Annotated in this window: 19 protein-coding genes and 2 pseudogenes; 14 read left to right on the forward strand and 7 right to left on the reverse strand. The window is 73.1% G+C overall.

Going from position 1 to position 17298, the window contains the following annotated elements:
- Positions 1-16: 16 nt before the first annotated feature.
- Positions 17-403 carry a VOC family protein gene (locus tag JN350_RS17840; RefSeq protein WP_240347415.1) on the forward strand — a complete coding sequence of 129 codons (387 nt, stop codon included), beginning with the start codon at positions 17-19 and terminating at the stop codon, positions 401-403.
- A gap of 137 nt (positions 404-540) precedes the next feature.
- On the opposite strand, the gene JN350_RS17845 is transcribed toward JN350_RS17840, so the two are convergent.
- Genes JN350_RS17845 through JN350_RS17855 form a run of 3 tightly spaced genes read right to left on the reverse strand, consistent with a single transcriptional unit; the run spans position 541 to position 2041 of the window.
- Positions 541-1272, reverse strand: coding sequence for an esterase/lipase family protein (locus JN350_RS17845; protein WP_461963307.1), 732 nt, complete (start codon positions 1270-1272; stop codon positions 541-543).
- The gene (locus JN350_RS17850; RefSeq protein ID WP_205463033.1) at positions 1269-1574 is read right to left on the reverse strand and encodes an alpha/beta fold hydrolase; all 306 of its coding nucleotides are present in this window, start codon (positions 1572-1574) and stop codon (positions 1269-1271) included. The genes JN350_RS17845 and JN350_RS17850 overlap by 4 nt, the downstream gene beginning before the upstream one ends.
- Positions 1571-2041, reverse strand: coding sequence for an alpha/beta fold hydrolase (locus JN350_RS17855; RefSeq protein ID WP_205463034.1), 471 nt, complete (start codon positions 2039-2041; stop codon positions 1571-1573). The genes JN350_RS17850 and JN350_RS17855 overlap by 4 nt, the downstream gene beginning before the upstream one ends.
- Before the next feature lie 83 nt (positions 2042-2124).
- On the opposite strand from JN350_RS17855, the gene JN350_RS17860 reads away from it, so the two are divergent.
- The 3 genes from JN350_RS17860 (at position 2125) to JN350_RS17870 (ending at position 4616) form a co-directional block, all read left to right on the forward strand.
- A complete protein-coding gene (locus tag JN350_RS17860; protein ID WP_205463035.1) occupies positions 2125-2646 on the forward strand; it encodes a hypothetical protein in 522 nt (173 codons plus the stop codon).
- Positions 2647-2665: 19 nt separating this feature from the next.
- Entirely contained in the window at positions 2666-3214 is a 549-nt protein-coding gene (locus JN350_RS17865) for a dihydrofolate reductase family protein (protein ID WP_205463036.1), read from the forward strand.
- 103 nt (positions 3215-3317) lie between these two features.
- Positions 3318-4616 (forward strand): NAD(P)/FAD-dependent oxidoreductase, encoded by a 1299-nt coding sequence (locus tag JN350_RS17870; RefSeq protein ID WP_205463037.1) that lies wholly within the window; start codon positions 3318-3320, stop codon positions 4614-4616.
- 79 nt (positions 4617-4695) lie between these two features.
- Here JN350_RS17870 and JN350_RS17875 read toward each other — a convergent pair whose 3' ends face one another.
- Positions 4696-5601, reverse strand: a complete 906-nt coding sequence (locus tag JN350_RS17875; protein ID WP_205463038.1) for an SDR family oxidoreductase — start codon at positions 5599-5601, stop codon at positions 4696-4698.
- A gap of 95 nt (positions 5602-5696) precedes the next feature.
- Between JN350_RS17875 and JN350_RS17880 the strand changes: the two genes are divergently transcribed.
- From JN350_RS17880 to JN350_RS20380, 5 genes and pseudogenes are all read left to right on the forward strand, one after another.
- Complete coding sequence (locus tag JN350_RS17880; RefSeq protein ID WP_205463039.1) at positions 5697-6269, forward strand: TetR/AcrR family transcriptional regulator; 573 nt, start codon at positions 5697-5699, stop codon at positions 6267-6269.
- 101 nt (positions 6270-6370) lie between these two features.
- Positions 6371-7006 (forward strand): annotated as a pseudogene (locus JN350_RS17885) (acyltransferase family protein); the annotation flags it as partial.
- Between the two features lie 86 nt (positions 7007-7092).
- The gene (locus JN350_RS17890; RefSeq protein WP_461963311.1) at positions 7093-7590 is read left to right on the forward strand and encodes an acyltransferase family protein; all 498 of its coding nucleotides are present in this window, start codon (positions 7093-7095) and stop codon (positions 7588-7590) included.
- A 72-nt stretch (positions 7591-7662) separates the two neighbouring features.
- Positions 7663-8082: pseudogene (locus tag JN350_RS20375) on the forward strand (FAD-dependent oxidoreductase); the annotation flags it as partial.
- A 200-nt stretch (positions 8083-8282) separates the two neighbouring features.
- On the forward strand, positions 8283-8780 hold the full coding sequence (locus JN350_RS20380; protein ID WP_275898003.1) for an FAD-dependent monooxygenase: 498 nt from the start codon (positions 8283-8285) through the stop codon (positions 8778-8780).
- Between the two features lie 76 nt (positions 8781-8856).
- On the opposite strand, the gene JN350_RS17900 is transcribed toward JN350_RS20380, so the two are convergent.
- Positions 8857-9726 carry a UbiA family prenyltransferase gene (locus tag JN350_RS17900; RefSeq protein WP_240347416.1) on the reverse strand — a complete coding sequence of 290 codons (870 nt, stop codon included), beginning with the start codon at positions 9724-9726 and terminating at the stop codon, positions 8857-8859.
- Positions 9723-10646 (reverse strand): DMT family transporter, encoded by a 924-nt coding sequence (locus tag JN350_RS17905; RefSeq protein WP_205463042.1) that lies wholly within the window; start codon positions 10644-10646, stop codon positions 9723-9725. Before JN350_RS17905 ends, JN350_RS17900 begins: the two co-directional genes overlap by 4 nt.
- Before the next feature lie 71 nt (positions 10647-10717).
- On the opposite strand from JN350_RS17905, the gene JN350_RS17910 reads away from it, so the two are divergent.
- The 5 genes from JN350_RS17910 (at position 10718) to JN350_RS17930 (ending at position 17115) form a co-directional block, all read left to right on the forward strand.
- Positions 10718-11566 (forward strand): LysR family transcriptional regulator, encoded by an 849-nt coding sequence (locus JN350_RS17910; protein ID WP_131880419.1) that lies wholly within the window; start codon positions 10718-10720, stop codon positions 11564-11566.
- A gap of 45 nt (positions 11567-11611) precedes the next feature.
- Entirely contained in the window at positions 11612-12424 is an 813-nt protein-coding gene (locus JN350_RS17915; protein WP_205463043.1) for a fructosamine kinase family protein, read from the forward strand.
- Between the two features lie 169 nt (positions 12425-12593).
- Positions 12594-14768 (forward strand): glycosyltransferase family 39 protein, encoded by a 2175-nt coding sequence (locus JN350_RS17920; protein ID WP_240347417.1) that lies wholly within the window; start codon positions 12594-12596, stop codon positions 14766-14768.
- 35 nt (positions 14769-14803) lie between these two features.
- Positions 14804-15526: a response regulator transcription factor gene (locus JN350_RS17925; RefSeq protein WP_123339010.1), complete on the forward strand. Its 723-nt coding sequence runs from the start codon at positions 14804-14806 to the stop codon at positions 15524-15526.
- Positions 15523-17115 (forward strand): sensor histidine kinase, encoded by a 1593-nt coding sequence (locus JN350_RS17930; protein ID WP_205463045.1) that lies wholly within the window; start codon positions 15523-15525, stop codon positions 17113-17115. Before JN350_RS17925 ends, JN350_RS17930 begins: the two co-directional genes overlap by 4 nt.
- Here the strand turns inward: JN350_RS17930 and JN350_RS17935 are convergent.
- Positions 17072-17275 carry a hypothetical protein gene (locus JN350_RS17935; protein WP_205463046.1) on the reverse strand — a complete coding sequence of 68 codons (204 nt, stop codon included), beginning with the start codon at positions 17273-17275 and terminating at the stop codon, positions 17072-17074. The two genes, JN350_RS17930 and JN350_RS17935, sit on opposite strands and share 44 nt — an antisense overlap.
- Between the last annotated feature and the right edge of the window lie 23 nt (positions 17276-17298).

Consider the following 17298-nt stretch of genomic DNA (forward strand, 5'->3'; position numbering starts at 1 on the left):
GCGTACGCTCCGCGGCATGACCAGCGAAGACGCCTCGATGCCGACGCTCGCCGCGACCGTCCTGCAGTCCCCGGAGCCGATCGCCCTCGCCCGGTTCTACGGCGCCCTGACCGGGTGGACCGTGTACGAGGACGACCCGACCTGGGCCCGCATCCGCCCCGCCGAGGGCCCCGGCCTGTCCGTGCAGTACGAGCCCGAGTACGTCGCGCCGACCTGGCCCGGCACCGCCGACGCCCCCGGCATGCAGTTGCACCTCGACTTCCAGGTGGAAGACCTGTCGGCAGCCGTCGCCCGCGCCGAAGAGCTCGGTGCCACACCGGCCGCGTTCCAACCGCAGGACGACGTCCGGGTGCTGCTCGATCCCGACGGGCACCCGTTCTGCCTGTTCCTGCCCGGGGCCTGAGGCAGGCTGGCCGCGCCCCGAGGTTCCACGACTCGCCGGGTGATCATCGCCGAGGTTCCGAACTGCGGCGAGCCGAGCGCCGACATGCCGAGATCTCGGAACCTCGGGGACGGGACGGGCGCGGGGACGGGCGCGCTTCAGGCCGGGTCGGCCGCCGCCAGCACCGCGTCGCGCGTGCGGACGTCACCGAGGATCCGGAAGTGCCCGCCCACCGGCAGCCGCACGTTCGTCGCTCCGGACAGTTCACTGCCCTCGGGGATGAGCGTGTCGAACACCCCGTAGACCGAGGTGATGCGGGCGTTCGCGTCGAGCTCCCGCGCCAGTCCGGCGAGCACGGGGTCGGCCGCCCGGAACACCCGCAGGTGCCGCACCGGAGCGAGCCGCGCGTAGCCCGACCCGGCGAAGGGCGTGGACACGGCGACCATGCGGTCGATGCGGCCGTGGTCGTCGAGCTGGGTCATCGCGTACTTCCCGATGAGTCCGCCCTTGCTGTGCGCGAGCACGAGCACGTTCCGCAGGTCGTGCTGCTCGAGGTACGCGAACACGTCGCGCGCCGAGTCCGGCACCGGCCGCAGGTTGTGCCGCAGCACCGGCAGCACGTGCACCGGGTGCCCGCGGTCGTGCAGGGCGTCCATGAGCGGCCGCATGAAGTGCCAGGTCTCGTAGACGCCGGGGATCACGACGACGGGCTGGCCGTCGCCGGTCCGGTAGTCGTCAGCGGTGGTGGGTCCGAGGCTCCGCACCTGCCACGAGATCGCGTACCACCAGTCGAGTGCGGCCCACCTCGCGCGTCGCAGCAGCGGGATGCCGGGAGGCACGGGTCGGCCCGTGCGCGCCGGTCCCGTCGCCGAGGCGGTCGGCTCGGTCATCGGATGTCCTGCGCAGCGTGCGAGCGTCGGAACTCGCCGACGAGTCGGGCGAACGCGACGGGTTGCCGCTCCTGCACGTGGTGCGGCCCCGGGAGTTCGACGAACGATCCTCGCGGTGCACGGGCTGCCACGCCGACGGCCCAGTCACGGCGCACGATCGGGTCGTCGGTGCCCCGCACGACGAGGACGGGTCGGCGCACCTCGGCGATCGTGTCCTCCAGCCGGTAGCGGAGCATCGGGCGCAGCTCACGGATGTACTGCCGGACGCTCCGCAGGTAGTCGGTGACGAGCACGCCGTTCATCCGGAACCCTCACCCGCTCCGTCGCGGAGCAGGTCGGATGCCACCAGCGGCAGGGACCGCCGCTCCACCGGGATCACCGGGCTGACCAGGACGACGGAGCCGACGGCCCCGGGGTGCTGCCGGGCTGCCTCCGTCACGACCTGCGCACCCATCGACTGCCCGACGAGCACGAGGTCGTCGGCACCCCGCGCACGGACGGCCCGGACGACCAGGTCGCCGAGTTCGGCCATCGGCAGGGTCCGGCCGGCACCGGGCAGCCCACCGAAGCCGGGCAGGTCGACGCTGACGGTGCGGTGGGTCGTGGCGAGCGCACACTGTGACCGGGCGAACGAGCGATGGGACATCCCGATGCCGTGGACGAGCACCACGGTGGGGGCGACGTCGCTGCGCACACGTCCGGCGGGCGCCGCGGTGTGCAGGCGCACCGGCAGGCCGTCGATCCGGATCGTCTCCACCTTGGCGCGCACGAACCGAGGCTACGCGGCGGTTCGCAGCACTGGATCAGCGTCGTCATCGGCCACGCATAGGCACGCGGTGTGCACTGCCTCCCATGAGCGACACCACTCCCCTGAACGGCCACGAGCCGGGCGACGCCGCCCGCACGCCCTCGGCAGCGGCACCGGCCGGCTGGGGGTCGGCCCCGACGCCGACCTCGACCGCCACGCTGGACACACCCGCACCGGCACCGGCACCGGCACCGGACCAGTACGCCCAGCAGCCCTACCGCTCCGACGCCGGATCGTGGAACGCCGGCGACCCGAACGGCGCCACTCCGTGGTACGGCGCCTCGGCCCCGACGAACCGGAAGAGCGCACCGAAGCCGCCGTGGTTCTGGCCCGTCCTGGCTGCGATCGTCGGACTCGCAGCACTGCTCGTCGGCGGTGGCATCGGCTTCGCCATCGGGCACGCGATCGGTGGGAACCAGTCCCAGTCGACCACCCAGGTGCCCGGCACGAACGGCGGGACCAACGGCGGCACGAACCAGTTCCCGGGCAACGGCACCGGGCAGCTCCTCGGGTACGGATCCGGCAGCGGCACGGACGGCAGCAGCGACAGCGGCACCGGCAGCTGATCCGCAGTACGCTCCGGCCATGCGCAAGGTCACCGCAGGGCTGTTCACGTCGGTCGACGGCGTCGTGCAGGACCCGTACGAGTTCCAGTACGACAGCTTCGACGACGAGCTCGGGGCCGGGATGGGCGCGTTCATGGCCCGCACCGACACCGTCCTGCTCGGCAGGAACAGCTACCGCGAGTGGTCCGAGTGGTGGCCGGCGCACCCCGACGACCCGTTCGGACAGTGGATCAACCCGATCGAGAAGTACGTGGCCTCCACGACGCTCCGCGACGACCTGACGTGGCAGAACACCACCAGGATCCCGGGCGACCTCGACACCTTCGTCCGCGAGCTCAAGGAGCGCGACGGGGCCGACATCGCGGTGTGCGGCAGTGTGAGCGTCGTCCGGCACCTGCTGTTCGCGGGGCTCCTGGACGAACTGCAGTTGATGGTGCACCCGGCGATCGCCGGCGCCGGCCGGAAGCTCTTCGAGCCGACCGACCCGGCCACGCGTCTGCGGCTGGTCGACAGCACCGTGACGAGCAAGGGGAACGTCGTGAGCACCTACGCACGGCTCGACGCCTGACGGAGCCGACCCGGGCCTCCCGGTCGGCAGTGGACGGGAGCGGTCCACAGCGCGCGTACCCTCGTGGGTGACCACCTCACGAACCGAAGAAAGCCGGATCAGCATGCCCCAGGACACCCGCCCGCACGTCGTCATCGTCGGCGGTGGATTCGCCGGTGTCGCTGCCATGCGCGAGCTGGCGGACGCTCCCGTCCGGGTGACGCTCGTCGACCGCCACGTCTACAACATGTTCCAGCCCCTCATGTACCAGGTGGCGACCGGCGGGCTGAACGCCGGCGACGTGACGTACTTCCTCCGCAGCCTGCGCGCCAAGCAGGACAACGCCGAGTTCCGGCACGGCCTGCTCACCGGCATCCGGACCGACGAACGCGTGGCCGAGATGTCCGACGGCGAGCACCTGCACTACGACTACCTCGTGCTCGCGAACGGCGTGAACACGAGCTACTTCGGCACCCCGGGTGCCTACGAGTACGCGTACTCGATGTACTCCCGCTCGCAGGCCCTGCGGATCCGCGACGAGCTGTTCACCCGGCTGGAAGAAGCTGCCGCGAACCAGGGTCCCGACGAGATCAAGATCGTCATCGTCGGCGGCGGCGCGACCGGCGTCGAGATGGCCGGTGCGCTCGCGGAGCTCCGCGACCAGGCACTCGAGGGGGCGTACCCCGAACTCGACAAGGGTGCCATCACGATCACCCTCGTGCACCGCAGCGGCGAGCTCCTCAAGCCGTTCGCACCCCGCCTGCGCCGGTACGCGGCCAAGGTGCTGCGGAAGCGTGGCGTCGTCCTCCGGCTGAACACCGGCGTCTCCGAGGTCAAGACCGACGGCGTGATGACGGCCGACGGCGAGTTCATCCCCGCCTCGCAGGTCATCTGGGCCACCGGCGTCGCCGCCCACAAGGAGGTCTCCGGCTGGGGCCTGCCGCAGACGAGCGGCGGACGCATCCAGGTCGGCGACGACCTGCGCGTCAACGGCGCCGAGCGGATCTTCTCGGCCGGCGACATCGCGGCGCAGTCCGAGGCCCTCGCCCAGCTGGCCCAGCCGGCGCTGCAGGGTGGACGACACGTCGCGAAGCAGATCAAGCGTCTGCTCGAGGGCAAGCCCACCGAGCACTTCAAGTACTTCGACAAGGGCACGATGGCGACCATCGGCACGAACGCCGCGGTCGCGCAGCTGCGGGGTGGCATCACGCTCGTCGGGCCGGTCGCGTGGCTGGCGTGGGTGGCGGTGCACATCGCGTCGCTGCTCGGCAACGGCAACCGGCTGTCGACGCTGTCGCACTTCTTCGTCCGCTACCTGTGGTTCATGCGGAAGCGTGCCATCCCGATCGTCGGCGACGTCCGGCCCGTGCGCCCGAACGGCGACCGCGAGCCGGAGCCGTGGCAGATGCAGAAGTCCGAGTAGCCGGCGCCGACCCGGAACGACATGGTCGACGTCGTGCGACATCGACCATGTCGTTCGGAGTCGGGCGGGAACCAGCCGCCTACGCGACCCGCACGCCGGAGTAGGCGCCGGCCGCGATGTCGTCGAGCAGTCCGGGGCCGGTCGGCTGCCATCCGAGGAGCTCGCGGGTGGCCTCGGAGGTGGCGGACATCTCCATGCCGAAGAACCGGCCGATGAACCCGAAGTGCGCGTCCGCGTCCGCCGGGTCGATCGAGGTCACCGGCAGCCCGAGGACCTCGCCGATGGCCTCGGCGATCGCCCGGGTCGTGATCGCGGTCTCGGCGACGGCGTGCAACCGCGTGCCGGCGGGGGCCTGCTCCAGACCGAGGCGGACCAGCCGTGCGGCGTCGGTGACGTGCACGGCGGACCAGCTGTTGGTCCCGTCGCCGACGTAGCCGGAGACGCCACGCTGCCGGGCTGCGCCGACGATCGCGGCGACGAAGCCGTGGTCACCGGTGCCGTGGGTGGTGGGCGCGAACCGGGCCGCGATCGTGCGCACGCCCTGGTCGACGAAGTCGAAGCCACGGTTCTCGCTGCCGCCGCGCATGCTGTCCGGGCCGACGAACGGGTTGGCGTCCGCTTCGGTCGAGGGGCGGCCCTGGGCGAGCCCGGCGACGCCCGACGCGAGGACGAACGGGCGGTCGGTGCCGACGAGCGCTGCACCGATGGTCTCGACGGCGGCCCGCTCGCTGGCGTTCGTGGCGGCGGCGTTCGCCCAGTCGTGCTTGTTGGCGAGGTGCAGGACGCCCTCGGCCCCGGCCGCCCCGCGGCGGATGGCGTCCAGGTCGTCGAGGTCGCCCCGGACGACGGTGACGCCCTTCGCCTCGAGCGCTGCGGCCGAGGCGTCGGAGCGGGCGAGCCCGGTGACGGTGTGTCCGGCGGCGAGCAGGTCGTCGACGGTGTGGGAGCCGATCCAGCCGGAGGCCCCGGTGACGAACACGTGCATGAGTGGTCCTTTCGCAGGCGTCCACGGCGGTGATGTCATGAACTGACATCACCGTAGCACTCGATGTCAGCCACTGTCATCAGTAGACTCCGCACATGGCTCGATGGCAACCCGGAACGCGTGAACGACTGCAGGCGGTCGCGCTGCAGCTCTTCGCGTCCGAGGGGTACGACGGCACCACGGTCGCGCAGATCGCTGCCGAGGCCGAGGTCACCGAGCGCACGTTCTTCCGGCACTTCGCCGACAAGCGCGAGGTCCTGTTCGCCGGGCAGGACGACTTCCTCGCGATGTTCGTCGACCCGATCACGGCCGCCCCGGACGACGCGGCACCGTTCGACCTGGTCGGCCGCGCCCTCGACGCCGCCGGCGCGTTCTTCCCCGAGGACCGCCGGTCGTGGTCACGGGCCCGGCAGGAGATCATCGACGCCAACGCAGCGCTCGGCGAACGGGAGCTCGGCAAACTCGCCACCCTGAAGGCACGCCTGGGCGAGGTCATGCGCGAGCGCGGCGTCCCCGAACCAGCGGCGACGATGGCCGCCGAGACCGCCGTGACGGTGTTCCACCTGTCCTTCGCACAGTGGATCGCCGCCGGTGAGGAGCGCCCGTTCGCTGCGATCGTGCACGAACGACTCGATGCCCTGGCGACGCTGGTGCACCCCGGGCGTTGAGTCGGCTCTTACCTCCCGCGCGCATCATGTGACGATCCGGTCACGGCGCGTCCCGCTGCCGTGGCCTCCCGATCGCGCAGGAGGTGCCCGTGACGACCGACGTGCTCTCGCCCGAGCGGATCCGCACGACGACCGCGCCCGGCCACGCGACGACCGCGCCCGGCAACGGGACGACCGCGCGGGGCCGGACCGAGGGCGACCCGACGGGCCGGACGCCACCACCCCCGCTGACCCGCCGTGCACCCGCCCTCGACGGACTCCGGACGATCGCGATCCTCGCCGTCGTCCTGTACCACCTGCACGTCCCGCAGTTCGAGGGCGGGTTCATCGGGGTGACGGTGTTCTTCGTGCTGTCCGGCTTCCTGATCACCACGCTGCTGCTCGGTGAGCGCCGACGCACCGGTCGTGTCCGGCTGGGTTCGTTCTGGCGCAAGCGCCTGCTCCGGCTCTACCCCGCGCTGCTCGTGTTCGTCGCGGTGGGTCTGCTGCTGTGGAACTGGGTCGGTGACTACAAGGGCGCGTCGTTCTCCGCCGGCGAGGCCGGGGTCATCGCCCTGACCTACACCGGCAACCTCTTCCGCGCGTTCTGGGACACCACGCAGGGCGTGTTCGCGCACACGTGGAGCCTGTCGATGGAGGAGCAGTTCTACCTGGTCTGGCCACCCGTGCTCGTGCTGCTCGCGACGCTGCGGACCCGACGGCGCTGGCTGCTGGCGGGCCTCGGCGTCCTGGTGGTCGGAGCGTCAGCGGCGTCGTGGGCGAGCTACCGCACCCCGAGCGGCGGCGCCACCCCGACGTGTACTTCTCGCCGGTGCTCGGCGTCGTGCCGCTCGCGATCGGGTGCGCGCTCGCGCTGCTGCTCGACGACGAACGGGTGCGCGTCCGGGCAGCCGGGATCGCCGGACGCGTCGCGACCTGGCTCGGCCTCGGTCTCCTGGTGGGTGTGCTGCTCTGGATCGACGACGACTGGACGCAGCACGCCTGGACGTTCGGTGTCGTCCTGCCGGTCACGGGGTTGATCTCGGCGGTGCTCATCGGTGGGCTGGTGTCGGTGCGCTCGCCCGTCGCCACCGCGCTGAGCTGGACCCCGGTGGCGTGGTTCGGTCGACGGGTGTCGTACTCGGCCTACCTGTGGCACCCGCTCGTCATCGCGCTGCTCGGCACGTTCGCGATCGGAGCGTGGGGCACGGTCGGGCTGATCGGCGTCGTGCTGCTCGTGTCGATCGGTGCCGCCTACGCGGTCGAGGTCCCGGTCGAGCGGCTCCGGCACCGGCTGCGCTCGAGCAGTGCAGCTGGACGCGGCTCGGCCGCCCGACCGTAGGCTCGGCCTGTGACCACGGAGCGCACCGACGTCCTCGTCGTCGGCGGTGGTCCCGTCGGCCTCTTCCTCGCCGTGCTGTTGGCTGCACGGGGCATCGCCGTGCAGGTGTGGGAGCGTCGTCCCGGTCCACCCGAGGGGTCGCGCGCCATCGGCATCCACCCGCCGTCCCTCGATGCCTTCGCCGTGATCGGGCTCGACGTCGCGGTGCTCGCCGAGGCGACCCTCGTTCGCACGGGCGTCGCGCGGAGCCGGGGGCGGACGCTCGGCACGCTGACCTTCGACCGCGCCTCGGACACCCACCCGTACGTCGCGACGCTCGACCAGCACCGCACCGAGTCCCTGCTGCGGGACCGGCTGGCCGCTACCGACGTTGCAGCGCTGCGCACCGGGACGACGGTGACCGCCCTGTCCCGGCACCGTGACCACGTCGACGCGGTCGGCACCGGCCCGGACGGCCAACCGGTCACCGTCCGGGCGGCGTTCGTCGTCGGGGCCGACGGCGCGAGGAGCGTCGTCCGTGACCTGCTCGGCATCGGCACCACCGGACGCGACTACCCCGACCGCTACGTGATGGGCGACTTCGCCGACCCCGAGGGCGCCGACGCCCGGACCGCCGCCCTGGTGGACGTCGGCCCCGGAGGCGTCGTCGAGTCCTTCCCCTGCCGCACGGTCGACGCCGGTACGTCGCCCTCGTGCCGGACTCGCTCGCGTTCGCCCCGAGCGGCGCGGCCCCCGACCCGGAGACGGCGGCACGACTGGCCGCGATCGTCACCGCACGCACCGGCGTCGTCCCGGACCCGTCGTCCTGCACGATGCTCAGCGGTTTCCGGGTACGGCGCCGCGCGGCCGACCGCGTCGGGGTCGGCCGGGTCGTGCTCGTCGGCGACGCCGCCCACGAGATCAGCCCGATCGGCGGACAGGGCATGAACCTCGGCTGGCTCGACGCGGCCGAGCTCGCGCCGTTGCTCGCCGCCGCCGTCCGGACCGGGGTGGCCGGACCGTGGCCCGGCTACGCCGCGCGCCGCCAGGCAGCCGCCCGCCGTGCAGCCCGGCAGGCCGAGGCGAACATGGGGCTCGGTCGTCCGCTGGGTGCCGTCTCCACCATCGGACGGGAGGCGCTGCTCCGGACCGTCCTGTCACTGCCGACCGCGCACGGCCTGGCCCGGCTCTACGCCATGCGCTGGGCCTGACGGCTCGCGCCGGCGACGAGCGGCGCGGTCCGAGCCACGCGGGAGCGCGTCAGGCGACGAGCCGCGCGGAAGCGTGTCAGGCGACGAGTCGCGCCCCGGCGAAGCCGAGCTCGACGACGAGCACCAGGGACGACGCGATGACGAGCCGGAACAGGGTCCGCGACGCCCGCCCCGCCAGCACCAGCCGGACCCCCACCGCGGCGAGCGCCAGCACGACGACCGCCCCGACCACGGCGAGCACGACCCCGACACCGCCGACCGGATCGTCACCGAGCACCTGTCCGCCGAGCACCAGGCCGGCCGCGACGACGAGCGACCCGAACGCGACGATGCCGGCTCCCCGGAGCCCGAGGCGGTGCGGGAACCCACGGACCCCGGTGGCGGCGTCGTCGACCAGGTCGGGCAGGACGTTCGTGCAGTGGATCGCGACGCCGAACACCGCGCCGGTGGCGATCGCCCACCACGCCGGCCACAGCCCCTCGGGGCCGGCGGACACCGCGACCACGGGCAGCAGCCCGAACGCGACGACGAACGGCACGACCGACCACACGGTGCGCTTGAGTCCGGCGTCGTAGGCCCACCCGGCGGCGACGAGCACCAGGTGCGCCACGGCGGCTGCGGGCCCGAGGAACAGCGAGAGGACCACGGCGGCACCGGCCGTCACGAACGCGGCCGTGCGGACCGTCTCGACCGCGATGAGTCCGCGCGCGACCGGCTTGTCGCTCCGACCGACGGCACGGTCGCGGTCGGCGTCGATCCAGTCGTTCGCCAGGCCGATCGACAGTTGCCCGGCGACCACCGTCAGCGCGACCAGGACCACGAGCCACACGGGGTGTCCGACGGCCGCGGCGATGACGGCGGCGAGCACCGTGACCGTGACGGTCGGGCCGGGGTGGGACGAGGCGAAGAGCAGTCGCACCACGTGGGGGTCCCGGCCGGAGGTCACCCGGCCAGCGTACGGGCGGGGCGTGCCGGGCGACGCAGACTCCGCCGGCCGAGCACCCCCGAGGCCAGCGCGATGCCGAGCAGCACGACCATTCCGCCCACCGGCTCGTTCCACCGCACGCGCTCACCGAGCACGAGCACACCGAGCGCCACGCCGACGACCGGCGTCAGGTAGGTGACCGTCGACGCCCGACCGGCGCCCCATGCCTGGACCAGGCGCGTGTTCCACGCGTAGGCCAGCCCCGTGCCGACGCAACCGAGCGCGACCATCGCGGCCACGATCCTCCCGTCCAGCTGTACCGGGCCGGTGGCGATGGCGGGCGCGACCAGCAGGAGCATGCCCGACGCCAGCGTGAGCTGCACCGTCGCGATCGTGACCGGGTCGTACGCGCTGCCCACCGCCACGCGCCGCAGGTAGGCGAGCCCGACGCCGTAGGACGCCGTCATGCCGAGCAACGCCACCTGCCCCGGGACGCTCGCCAGGACGGCCGGGTCGCCGAGCAGGTCCCACGGACCGACCAGCACCAGCACGCCCACGATGCCGACCACGATCCCGGCCACCTGCCGGCCCCGCAGCCGCTCGGAGGGCACCAGCACGGCGAGCGCCGCCAGCGTCATGATCGGGGTCGTCGCGTTGTAGATGCTCGCGAGCCCGGACGGCACGGTCTGCTCGGCCCATGCCATCAGCGACGACGGCAGGGCGTTCAGGAAGAACGCGACGACCGCCAGGTGCGCCCAGACGCGGGGCTCCCGCGGCCAGCGCCGACGGGTCGCGAGCAACAGCACGACGAGCGTCACGCCGCCCAGGACGGTCCGCACGGTGGCGACCTGCTGGGGCGCGAGTCCGTCGAGGCCGATCTTCGCGAAGAGGAAGCTCGAACCCCAGGTGAGGGCGACGAGACCGTAGAGGAGGGCGTTCACGTGGCCTAGTGTCGAACCACCTGCACCCATGCGGCAAACGCATGGGATTCATACCGACATGAGGAGCACGCATGACCGTCTCGGTTCCCCAGCTCCGTGCGTTCGTCGCGACGCTCGACGCCGGGTCGTTCACGTCCGCCGCCTCCGTGCTCGGCGTCGGCCAGTCCGCCGTCTCGCACGCCGTCGCCGGGCTCGAGCGCGAGGTCGGCGGGCCGGTGGTCCGGCGCGGCGCGGTCGCCGTCCCGACACCCCTGGGCGACCGCCTGCTCGCCCACGCCCGCAGCGTGCTCGCCTCGGTCGACGCCCTGGAAGCAGTGGTCCGCCCCGCAACAGCGCGCGGCACCGTGCGACTCGCGGCCGTCCCCACAGTCTGCCAGGGCCTGCTGCCGCGGCTCCGCGAGCTGTGGGCGGTGACATTGCCCGACGTCGACGTGCAGGTCTACGAGGGCGACGACGACGAGATGCCCGAGTGGCTCGAGAGCGGCACGGTCGACGCCGCCGTGCTCGTCGACCCCGCGCCGGTACCGGCCGGGGGCGTCGTCGTCGCCCGGGACGAGATGGCCGCCGTCGTGCGGCGCGACCACCCGCTCGCCGAGCTGCCCGCGCTCACGCTCGACGACCTGCACGAGGACGGCCTGGTCGCGGGTGGCGGCGGGTGCGAGTACCAGATCCAGAAGCTGCACGAGCTCGACGGACGCCCGTTCCGGTACGCCCACCGCGTGCGGGAGATGAGCACCATGTTCGGGATGATCGAACGGGGCGAGGGCGTCTCGATCGTGCCGACGCTCGGCCGGGTGATGCTGCCGCCGGACCTCGTGATGGTGCCGATGGCCCGGCGACTCGAGCGGACCCTGGTGCTGAGCGGGCCGTCGTCGCGCGAGTGGCACCCGCTGGCGAGGGCATTGGTCGACGCGGTCTGACGGCCCGCTGAACGGACGTCGACGGCCCCTCGGCAGGATGGACCGATGGCCGAGACGCACGTGAAGACCTTCACCACCCCGGACGAAGCAGCCGCCGAAGCCGCCGGACTCGTCTGGCTCGCCGAGGCCGAGGACGCGGGCGGCACCAGGATCGCGCGGGTGCTGGACCGGCCGAGCCCGACCGTGCTCGACCTCGAGCTGATCTCCGACGGCTCCCCCACCGCCGCGCAGGCCGAGCGCTTCGGACGCTCCCTCGCGCACACCCACGCCGCCGGCGCCGACCACTGGGGCGCACCGCCCGCCGGCTGGACGAGGGGCGCCGCGCTCCGGATGGGACGCTCCCGCACGCCGTTCGTCGACGCCGCGCACGCACCGACCACCTGGGGTGCGTTCTTCGCCGAGTACCGGATCCGCGACTTCGTCCGGCGCATCGTCGACGCCGGCGGGTTCGACCACGCCCAGGCAGCCGTGTTCGACCGGGTCGCCGACCGAGTGCAGGACGGCACGCTCGGGTCGCCGCAGCCCGCACTCGTCGGGGACCGTCCCGCACGGCTGCACGGCGACCTGTGGGCCGGCAACGTGCTCTGGCCGACGGACACGTCCGAGCCGACCGGCGCGGTGCTCATCGACCCGATCGCGCACGGCGGGCACGCCGAGACCGACCTGGCGCTGCTCGGACTGTTCGGGCTGCCGCGCCTCGAGACGGTGCTCGCCGCCTACGACCGCGAATCGCGGCTCGCCGACGGCTGGCAGGAGCGCGTCGGGCTCCACCAGCTCGCGCCGCTGCTGCTGCACGTGTTCCTGTTCGGCGGGTCGTACACGGGGGCGGCGCTGCACGCGGCGCAGCGGTACGCCTGACCGCGCACGGTGCGCGTTCGATCGGCCCGTGCGAGGTTGCCCACTCCGTGCGGCGCTACGACCGCACACCGAGTGGGCAACCTCGCACCAGTCGGGGAACCACGCGGTCTTAGGCCGCGCACAGGCGGCGCAGTGCCGCGTTCGGGGAACGCCCCGGATGCTCATCGACATGACCACGTACCCGATACCCGTGACCGATCGACGGGGCCCCGCGCTGACCGACGCGCAGGATCGGCGTCGCAAGCCGCTCGCCCGTCTGTTCCTCGGTGAGCGCGAGGACGCCCGCTGGCTCCGGCCGGCGTTCTGGGCGCTCCTCGCCGTGACCGCCGTGGTGTACCTCTGGGACCTCAGCGTCTCGGGGTACGCCAACAGCTTCTACGCCGCCGCCGTGCAGGCCGGCACGAAGTCGTGGGAGGCGTTCTTCTTCGGCTCCCTCGACTCGTCGAACTTCATCACGGTGGACAAGCCCCCGGCGTCGCTCTGGGTGATGGTGTTGTCGGCCCGGCTGTTCGGTTTCTCGAGCTTCAGCCTCCTGCTCCCCCAGGCGCTCATGGCCGTGGGCACGGTCGCGCTGGTGTGGGGCACGGTCCGCCGCACCCTCGCCCGCGTCGGCACCACCACCGCGAACGTCGGCGCGCTGCTCGCGGGCTTCGTCGTCGCGGCCACCCCGGCGGCGGCGCTGATGTTCCGGTTCGACAACCCGGACGCCCTGCTCGTGTTCCTGATGACCGCCGGCGCGTACTGCACCGTGCGGGCGCTGCCGCGGGGCAGCTGGAAGTGGATCGCCCTGGCCGGGGTCGCCCTCGGTTTCGCGTTCCTGACGAAGATGCTGCAGGGCCTGCTCGTCCTGCCGGCCTTCGGCCTCGTCTACCTGTTCGCCGCCCGCACCACCTGGGGCAAGCGCGTCATCGGGCTGCTCATCGCCGCGGGCTCCCTCGTGGTCGCCGCCGGCTGGTGGGTCGTCGCCGTGTGGTTGTGGCCGGCCGATTCCCGCCCGTACATCGGCGGCTCGACGAACAACACCGTCCTCGACCTGGTGTTCGGCTACAACGGGCTCGGTCGGATCTTCGGCGGCTCGGGCAACGGCGGCGGAGGCGGCGGCATGACCGGCGGCACCGCGGGTGGTTCCTTCGGTGGCTCGACCGGCCTGAACCGGCTGTTCTCGTCCGAGATGGGGCTCGAGATCTCGTGGCTCCTGCCCGCAGCGCTCATCGCGCTGGTGGTCGGCCTGGTCGTCGTCGGGCGCCGTCACCTTGCCGACCCTGCCCGCGCCGGGCTCGTCCTGTGGGGCGGTTGGCTCCTGGTCACCGGACTCGTGTTCTCGTACATGTCCGGCACGATCCACCCCTACTACACGGTGGCGTTGGCACCGGCGATCGCCGGACTCGTCGGCACCGGCGGCGCGCTGCTCTGGCACGCACGAGAACGCTTCACCGGCCGGATCGGCCTGGCCGCCATGATCGGCATCACAGCCTTCTGGGGCTGGTGCCTGCTGGGCGAGAACCCGACGTGGCTGCCCTGGCTCCGCTGGGTGATGCTGGCCGGCGGGCTGCTGTCAGCAGCGCTGATCGTGATCGGCAGCATCCCGACGCTGCGGAAGCTCGTCACGGTCGGCGTGCTCGCCGGCACCCTGTTCGGGCTGTCCGGCACCACCGCCTACGCCCTCGCCACGACGACCGTCGCGCACTCCGGTTCGATCCCGAGCGTCGGTCCGGCGGGCAGCAGCTCCGGTGGGATGGGCGGCGGCACCGGTGGCTTCCCGGGAGGCACGGGCGGACCGGGTGGGTCGACCTCCGGCTCCGACGACGGCGGCTCCGACAGCACGTCCGACTCCCAGCAGGGTCCCGGCGGGACCCCGCCGGAGGGCGCGTCCGGCGAGGCGCCGGAGATGCCGGACGGCACGTCCGGCACGGCACCGGGCAGTGGCCAGGACGGCACGGACGACGCGACCTCCGAGGGTGGGTCGGGGACGGGCCTCCAGACCGGGGGCGGTGGCGAAGGTGCGTCGACCTCGTCCGCCCTGCAGGAGCTGCTCGAGGCGTCCGACGCGAAGTGGGCGGCCGCCGTCAACGGATCGCAGTCGGCGGCGCAGCTCGAACTCGACACCGACACCGCCGTCATGGCGATCGGCGGCTGGTCGAGCGACCCGGCACCCACGCTCACCGAGTTCAAGGCCTACGTCGCCGACGGGGACATCGGGTACTACGTCTCGTCCGGCTCGGGTGGCGGCGGGATGGGCGGCGGGTCGTCCACCGCCTCGGCGATCCAGGAGTGGGTCGCGGCGAACTACGAGTCGACCACGGTCGGCGGGCAGACCGTCTACGACCTGAGCACCGCCAAGTGATCGACGACGAGGGCGCGGTGGATAGGCTCGCGGACGTGACCGGCCAACCGCTGCAGCGCACCGACGGCACCCCCGTCCGCGCCCTCGTCGTCGACGACGAGCACGCCCTGGCCGACGCCGTCGCCCTGGCGTTCGAGGGGGACGGCTGGGCCGTGCGAGCCGTGCACCGCGGGCGAGACGTCCTGTTCGCCGCGCGGGAGTTCCAGCCCGACGTCATCGTCCTCGACGTGATGCTGCCGGACATCGACGGCTTCGAGGTGCTCGAACGACTCCGCGACTCCCGCGACGCCGTCCGTGTGCTCTTCCTCACCGCGCGCGACGCCCCGGAGGACCGGCTCGCCGGACTCACCGGCGGCGGCGACGACTACCTGACGAAGCCCTTCGGCATCGACGAGCTGCTCGTCCGGGCGCGGATCCTGGCACGGACCTCCGCTCGGGTCGCTGCGGTGGGCGGGAGCGCTGAGGTGGTGGTCGGTGACCTCCGCCTCGACGAGGACGCCCGCGCCGTCAGCCGTGCCGGCGAACCGATCGAGCTCACCCCGACCGAGTACGAGCTGCTGCGGCACCTGGCGCGGAACGCCAACCGGGTGCTCTCGCGGGAACAGCTGCTCGCGGGCGTCTGGGGCATGGACTTCGGGTCGTCGTCGAACCTGGTCGACATGTACGTGTCGTACCTGCGGAAGAAGCTCGACGCCGGACGCGAGCCGATGCTGCAGACGGTGCGCGGGGCCGGGTACGTCCTCCGGCCGACGACGTGAGCCGATCGACGAAGGCGATCCCGGCCCGTCCGACCCGCGCCGGACGGGTGCCGTCGTTGCGGTGGCGGGTCGTGGCGGCCGTCGCGCTCCTGCTCGTCGCGACGAACGTCGTCGTCGGAGCGGTGACCGTCGTCGCGTTCCGGGGGTACCTGGTCGACCGCCTCGACGCGGAGCTGTCGACGGCGGCGAACCGGACCGTCGGCGGCCGGGACGGTGCGGACGCGCCCACCGGCCCACCGCCCGGGTCGTCCGGATCGTCATCTGGATCGTCGTCGGACCGCCCGGATCCGGACAACGCCTTCATCGGAGCGCCCGGGCAGTCCGCCGGCACCGTCGTCGCGATCGTCCGCAACGGCACCGTGGTGCTCGGCGGGTACACCGACAGCGACGGCGACCAGCACGGGCTGTCGTCGGCGCAACGGAAGACCCTCACCGCGGTCGACAGCGGTGTCGACCCGGCGACGATCGACCTCGGCTCGCTCGGCACCTACCGGGTGCAGGCGGTCGGGGACGACGGCGACGTGTTCGTGACCGCGCTCCCCCTCGGCGACCTGAACGCCGCCATCGGTCGCCTGTTGCTCGTCATCGGGATCGTCACGGTGCTGGGCCTCGTCGTCGCCGCGTGGGCCCTCGCCCTGCTCGTGCGGCGGTCCCTCCGACCGCTCGAACACGTCGCCGCGGTCGCCTCCGGGGTGACCGACCTCGACCTGGAACGCGGCGACACCGACATCCCGGTGCGGGTCGCCGACGCCGACCTCACCGCGAACCGCGAGGTCGGGCAGGTCGGCACTGCGCTGAACCGGCTGCTCGGGCACGTCGCCCGAGCCCTGACGGTGCGCCGCGACGCCGAGGCCGGCATGCGGACCTTCGTCGCCGACGCCTCGCACGAACTGCGGACGCCGATCGCGACCGTCCGGGCCTACGCCGAGCTGACCGCGCGCTCGTCGGACCTCGACGCGATCCACCGGAACGTCGACCGGATCGGCCGCGAGGCCGTGCGGATGGGCGACCTCGTCGAGGAGCTGTTGCTGCTCGCGCGACTCGACGCGACGGCCCTGGCGTCCGGAGCAGGGTCCGGATCGCCCGCGCCGCTCGCTGCCGCGCAGGTCGACCTGACGTCGCTCGTGGTCGAGGCCACCATGGACGCCCGGGCCATCGCGCCGGGCCACCGGTGGACCCTGCAGATCGTCGACGACCACCCGCTGACCGTGCACGGCGACGCGGAGCAGCTGCGCCGCGTCGTGACGAACCTGCTCGCGAACGCTCGGACGCACACGCCGCCCGGGACCGCGGTGGTGGTGTCGTTGCAGCAGACGGGGCCGTCCGCTGATGGTGCGGCCGCTCGCCTCGTCGTGGCCAACGACGGGCCGCCGATCCCGTCGGACGCCCTGCCGACGCTGTTCGACCGGTTCACCCGCGTCGAGGCGTCGCGCATGCGCTCCCAGGGCCAGGGGACGAGCGGGCTCGGGCTGGCGATCGTGCAGGCCGTGGTGTCGGCGCACGGCGGGAGTGTGCGGGTGGCCTCCGGTCCCGGTCGGACGGCGTTCACGGTGGACCTGCCGGGGCCGCCCGCTTCGCCAGCCTCGTGATGTCCGCCTCGCCCGCGTCGCCCGCGTCGCCCGCCTCGCCCGCGTCGCCCGCCTCGCCCGCCTCGCCCGCGTCGCCCGCGTCGCCCGCGTCGCCCGCCTCGCCCGCGTCGCCCGCCTCGCCCGCCTCGTGAGCAGAAACGGTCGCCTGCTCTGGCGCCACTCGACCATTCCTGCTCACGAAAC

The sequence above is a fragment of the Curtobacterium sp. 24E2 genome (assembly GCF_016925595.1).
In the GTDB taxonomy this organism is placed as follows: domain Bacteria; phylum Actinomycetota; class Actinomycetes; order Actinomycetales; family Microbacteriaceae; genus Curtobacterium.